Genomic DNA, 4665 nt, shown 5'->3' with positions numbered 1-4665 from the left:
GCGCGCACATTCATCTGGACAGCCAGCGCCACCGACATCCTGGCCAAGGTCACCCGGGCCAAGGCCGCCTTGGCGACCGTCGCGGCATAAGTACAGAACAGAGTGGCGCACCACACTAGCGAAGTGCGAAGAAGCGTGGATCCAGTCGAAGCCGTCCCTTCGTGTCGATCAAGCCTTCCTTCAGCGATGGCGAAGGCTGCTGCAGGAACGCGAGGAGTACGTTCCATACAAGCCTGATGTCGCTCGCAAGAACATGCTGTCCAAGCTGCTCAGTGATGCCTAACCCTTCCATCGAGGGGACGTCTTGCCAGCCGCTTCGCGCCGAGGTGTGCCGTCAGCACCGAGCGGCGCAAGAGAAGTACGTGTACTTCTTGCTGGCAGCGGTCGGCGCTGCGATCGAGCGTGTCGTTACTCAAACGTTAAGCATCAAGTCCGATTTCTAACAACTACGGAGGTCTGTCGTGTTCGGTCGTCTCGCAATTGCCCTGTCCATTCTTCTCTTGTCTGGCTGTGCATCAGTCGCCCCATCGATCCCTGCAAGTTACTCCGGGCCGCAAGCTCGGCTTGACGACTCAGGATTGGTGCACAGTCGTTCCAAGGCCGACCTGTTTGTCGCCGAGCAACTGGATGGGCAAGACATTGACAACGGAATGAGGCGGACGCATCAAGCCAGCCAAGGCAAAGGCTTTGCTCTAACCACTGTCCAGTTCGGCAGGTCGATCGTTGCAGGCAAGCTTGTCAAGGTGGGCGTAAGAGGAAGGACGATCTTCGCCGCCCCTATCCAGGCCCTGACCAGCACTGTGTACCAGGTCAAGGGCACGGTAGAGTTTGTCCCGGAGCCCAATGCAACCTACGTCGTTCGAGGTGAATTCAGCGATGAGTATTCGGCAGTGTGGATAGAAGAAACCGCAAGCAAGACGGTTGTCGGGAAGAAGCTAGAAGTCAACGGGTCGGCGAAGCTCGGGTTCCTGGAAAAGTAGTTCGCGTGATCCCTCGCTCGGCCTCATGCGCCACAGAGGTGTCTAAAAGGCCCGGGGCGATTCAGTCCGCGCGCACGGCAAGGGGTCGCTGAACGCTCATCCATGGTTCTCTTCGCCCCTCAGCCCTCGTCCACCAACTCCATCACGAGCTTTCCCCCGAACACCAACCCGCTCGACCCCACCAGCTCCTCGCGCTCCAGCCGCACCAGGCCCACGCCGGGGCAGTACCACTCGCGGGCCACGATGGGCACGTCGCGCCAGCCGCCCACCGAGCTGGAAAAGATGCGGATCTGGCCGTTGCCCTGCACCTGGGTGCAGCCGGTGTAGCGGCGGCCGTCGGCTTCCGCCGCGGTGTCCACCGCGGTGATGCTGAACAGCATGGGCACCGCCGGGTGGCGGTGGCGGGTCTCGCGCGGGAAGTTGGTGTTCTCCAGCAGCAGGTAGGGCGCGGTGTCGGTCTGCCACTGCGTGCCCACGGTGTAGGGCGCCTTCAGCACGTAGCGGCGGGTGGCGTCGGGCTGCGGCTCGGCGTCGAGCTCGCTCTTGCTGGCCACGCGGTAGATGCCGGTGTCGTCGGCACGCAGCCAGTAGTCGGCGCCGCCGTCGCTGTGGCGGTGCCAGGCCGGGCCGGGCTCGGCGGCCTGCTCCACGGTCAGCGTGTCCTTGCCCAGCGTGCGCAACGTGATGATCTCTTCGTCGCGCGTGTTGTCTTCCAGCTCGGTGGTGGTGCGGTAGACCCAGGAGCGGCCGGGCTCCAGCGGGAACAGCTTCACGGCGGCGGGCGGCCCGCCGCAGCCGGCCAGTAGCGTGGCCGCGCACAGCAGGCCGACGGAGAGGGCACGGTGCATCATGCTCATTTCTCCGGCAGCTGCGGCTTGGGCAGGTCGCGGATCTTCACGTTCTGCTCGTCGCGCCCGGGGCGCAGCCAGGCCAGGCCCTTGCGGCCGGCCTTGGGTTCGGCGGTGCCGAGCTGGCTCACGCCCTGGCGGGCCTTCTTCATGCCTTCGTTGAGCAGCGCGTGCAGGTCCTTGGCGTAGGGCAGCTTGTAGGCGCGCGGCTCGAGCGCGGGCTTGCCGTCCTCGATGCGGTTCACCCACACGTACAGCGCGCCGGGGTGCGAGGCGCTGGGTTCGTCGATCACGGCCGCCAGCAGGATGAAGCGCGGTGGCAGCGCCTCGTCGGCCGGCAGGCCCCACACGGCCTGCAGCACCGCGGCGCCGTGGAAGTAGAGCACCGTCACGCCGGCGACCAGCAGGCCTTTCAGCCAGGCGGGCCAGCGGGAGTACAGCAGTGCCAGCGCGGTCAGGGCCAGCAGCGCGGCGTAGGTGATGGCAATGGAGAGTGTCATGGCGGGGCCGGCTCAGATTTGCTGCACCAGGGTCTTGGGCAGGGTGTTGATGTTGTTCACGGTTCCGTCGGGCAGCACGGTGAAGCGCAGCGCGGTGGCTTCGTCGCCCTTGCGCGCGAGCGTGGCGGTGCCGTAGTACACGACCTCGGCGCGCGGGTTCACCTTCACCAGCGACACGGTGGCCTCCACCGGCTCGCCGTTCTTGGTTTCGTAGTACTGGATGTTCACCGTGTACTCGCCGGGCGCAATGCCGCGCAGCGTGACCACTTCCTGGTTCAGCGGGTTCACGATCTGCTTGCCGTTGACCACGATGGTGTCGTTGGCCAGGCCGCGGTCGTCGCGGTCCAGGTGCATCAGCCCGGCCTCGCGGGCGCGGAACCACACCAGGTCGCCGGCCGGGTCCTGCACCCAGGTGTCCAGGTCGTTCGGGTTGTTGTCGGGCCAGCTCACGGTGATGATGAACTCGGCCTTGGCCGGTATGTCGCCGGCCTTCAGCGCCTTCGGGTTCATCGCCAGCAGCGCGATGATGAAACAGAAGACGAAGGCGATCAGCATGTTGAACAACATGTCGTAGAACGGGTCGACCTCGACCTCGCGCGAACGGCGCTTGCGGCTCATGCAGTGGGCTCGGTCGCGGTCTCATCACGCCCGGCGCCGTGGGCCAGGCCGTGGCGCTGGGTGTCGGCCACCAGCGCGTCGGCGTAGCGGTCCAGGCGGGTGAGCTGCAGGCCGAGCAGGATGTTGCCCACCAGGCCCACCATGGTGGTCAGCAGCGCGATGCCCAGGCCGGAGGTCAGGCTCTTCAGCAGCGCCTGCGACTGCGTGGCGTCGAAGCTCTCGGTGTGGCCGATCTGGATCGCCAGGATGGAGAAGCCGATCACCTTGCCCAGCAGCCCGAGCTTGAGCTGGATGCCGTTGACCCACCACGCGGTGGCGTGCGGCCCGTGGGTCTGCTCCATCAGCATGTCGAGCGGCGCGTCGGCGTCGGTGGGGCGCTGCGCCAGCGCGGCCCAGTAGGCGGCGGCCCAGCTGTCGCCGTCGCGCCGGCCGCTGGCGATGGCGTGGTGCAGCGCGGCGCGCTGCTGCTGCAGTTCGCGGGCGCGCTGGCCGGCCCAGAACGACGCGGCGACGAAGATCACGATGATCACCAGCGTGAGTCCGGTGGGGTCGGAGTTCAGCAGCAGGCCCCACACGCCGCGCACGCCGAGCAGCCAGGTGCCGAAGCCCAGCAGGCCGATCAGCGCCACCCATTCGAGCCAGATCGGTTCGGGCAGCCCGCTGGCGCGCAGCGCGCCGCCGATGCGGCGCTTGTTGCCGCTGGTGGCGGCCGTCATGCGCCGTGGGCCCGCGGGGTCCGGGTGAGCGTGGATCGCATGGGAGTCTCCGAATCGTTGGCGGGGCCCGGTCGCCGGCGAGAGGCCGGAGCGGTGGGTCGGTTCGCCGCGATCTTAGTCAGCCGCCGCGCTCCCGTGCAGGGCAGTTTGCCCGCCGTGGGAGGAAGACAGCTTCAGCCCCCGCCGCGCTTGGCGAGCTGCCCGAAGCCGCGCTGCGGGTCGTAGCCCCAGCAGGCGAGCGTGAAGAACAGCGCCAGGCAGCCGAGCACCACCCAGGGTGCATTGCCTGGGTCCTGGCCGTAGAGCGCCAGGCGCATCCATTCCACCGCGTGCGTGAACGGGTTGAGCCGCGCCACCTGGTAGATCCACTGCACGCCCGAGGCCTGCAGCTGCTGCAGCGGGTAGAGCGCGGTGGACAGGAAGTACATCGGGAAGATCACGAAGTTCATCGTGCCGGCAAAGTTCTCCAGCTGCTTGATGTGCACCGACAGCAGCAGGCCCAGCGCGCCCAGCATCAACGCGGCGGCCAGCAGCGCGAGCAGCGCATGCAGGCCGTGCGCCCAGTGGCCCGGCAGCGCGGTGCCGATCAGCAGCGCCAGCGCCACGAAGGCCAGCGCCTGCAGCGCCGACAGCAGCGCGGTGGCGCACAGCTTGCAGAACAGCAGCCAGGGCCGCGGCAGCGGCGCGGTGAGCAGCAGGCGCATCAGGCCCATCTCGCGGTCGTACACCATCGACAGCGAGGACTGCATGCCGTTGAACAGCAGCACCATGCCCACCAGGCCGGGCACGATGTACACGTCGTAGGGCTGCTGCAGCGAGGCGTCGGCCACGTGGCGGAAGCCGGCCGCGAACACCGCCAGCCACAGCAGCGGACGCACCAGCGCCGACAGCAGCCGGCCGGTCTGCTGCGAGAACTTCAACACCTCGCGCAGCACCACGGCGCGCAGGGCCTGCAGCGCGTGCGCCACGCCGCGGCGTGCCTCGGCGGGCCCGCTCATGCGGC

At 67.7% G+C, this 4665-nt stretch carries 6 protein-coding genes; 1 reads left to right on the top strand and 5 read right to left on the bottom strand.

Annotated features, from left to right (window positions below; all coding sequences use genetic code 11):
* The first annotated feature begins 461 nt into the window (after positions 1-461).
* Complete coding sequence (locus Y694_RS19810; RefSeq protein WP_152543608.1) at positions 462-980, top strand: hypothetical protein; 519 nt, start codon at positions 462-464, stop codon at positions 978-980.
* Positions 981-1099: 119 nt separating this feature from the next.
* Here Y694_RS19810 and Y694_RS19805 read toward each other — a convergent pair whose 3' ends face one another.
* The 5 genes from Y694_RS19805 to Y694_RS19785 all read right to left on the bottom strand — a co-directional run bounded on the left by Y694_RS19805 (position 1100) and on the right by Y694_RS19785 (position 4660).
* Positions 1100-1831: a hypothetical protein gene (locus Y694_RS19805; RefSeq protein ID WP_036235701.1), complete on the bottom strand. Its 732-nt coding sequence runs from the start codon at positions 1829-1831 to the stop codon at positions 1100-1102.
* 2 nt (positions 1832-1833) lie between these two features.
* Positions 1834-2328 carry a hypothetical protein gene (locus Y694_RS19800; RefSeq protein WP_011830179.1) on the bottom strand — a complete coding sequence of 165 codons (495 nt, stop codon included), beginning with the start codon at positions 2326-2328 and terminating at the stop codon, positions 1834-1836.
* 12 nt (positions 2329-2340) lie between these two features.
* The gene (locus Y694_RS19795; protein WP_036235699.1) at positions 2341-2946 is read right to left on the bottom strand and encodes a hypothetical protein; all 606 of its coding nucleotides are present in this window, start codon (positions 2944-2946) and stop codon (positions 2341-2343) included.
* Entirely contained in the window at positions 2943-3662 is a 720-nt protein-coding gene (locus tag Y694_RS19790; protein WP_036235698.1) for a hypothetical protein, read from the bottom strand. The genes Y694_RS19795 and Y694_RS19790 overlap by 4 nt, the downstream gene beginning before the upstream one ends.
* Positions 3663-3835: 173 nt before the next feature.
* Positions 3836-4660, bottom strand: a complete 825-nt coding sequence (locus tag Y694_RS19785; protein ID WP_036235704.1) for an ABC transporter permease — start codon at positions 4658-4660, stop codon at positions 3836-3838.
* Positions 4661-4665: the final 5 nt, after the last annotated feature.

Source organism: Methylibium sp. T29-B, assembly GCF_000576225.1.
Classification (GTDB): Bacteria; Pseudomonadota; Gammaproteobacteria; order Burkholderiales; family Burkholderiaceae_C; genus Methylibium; species Methylibium petroleiphilum.
The sequence above is the reverse complement of the archived record's forward strand: the minus strand, read 5'-3'. Positions and strand labels throughout refer to the sequence as shown.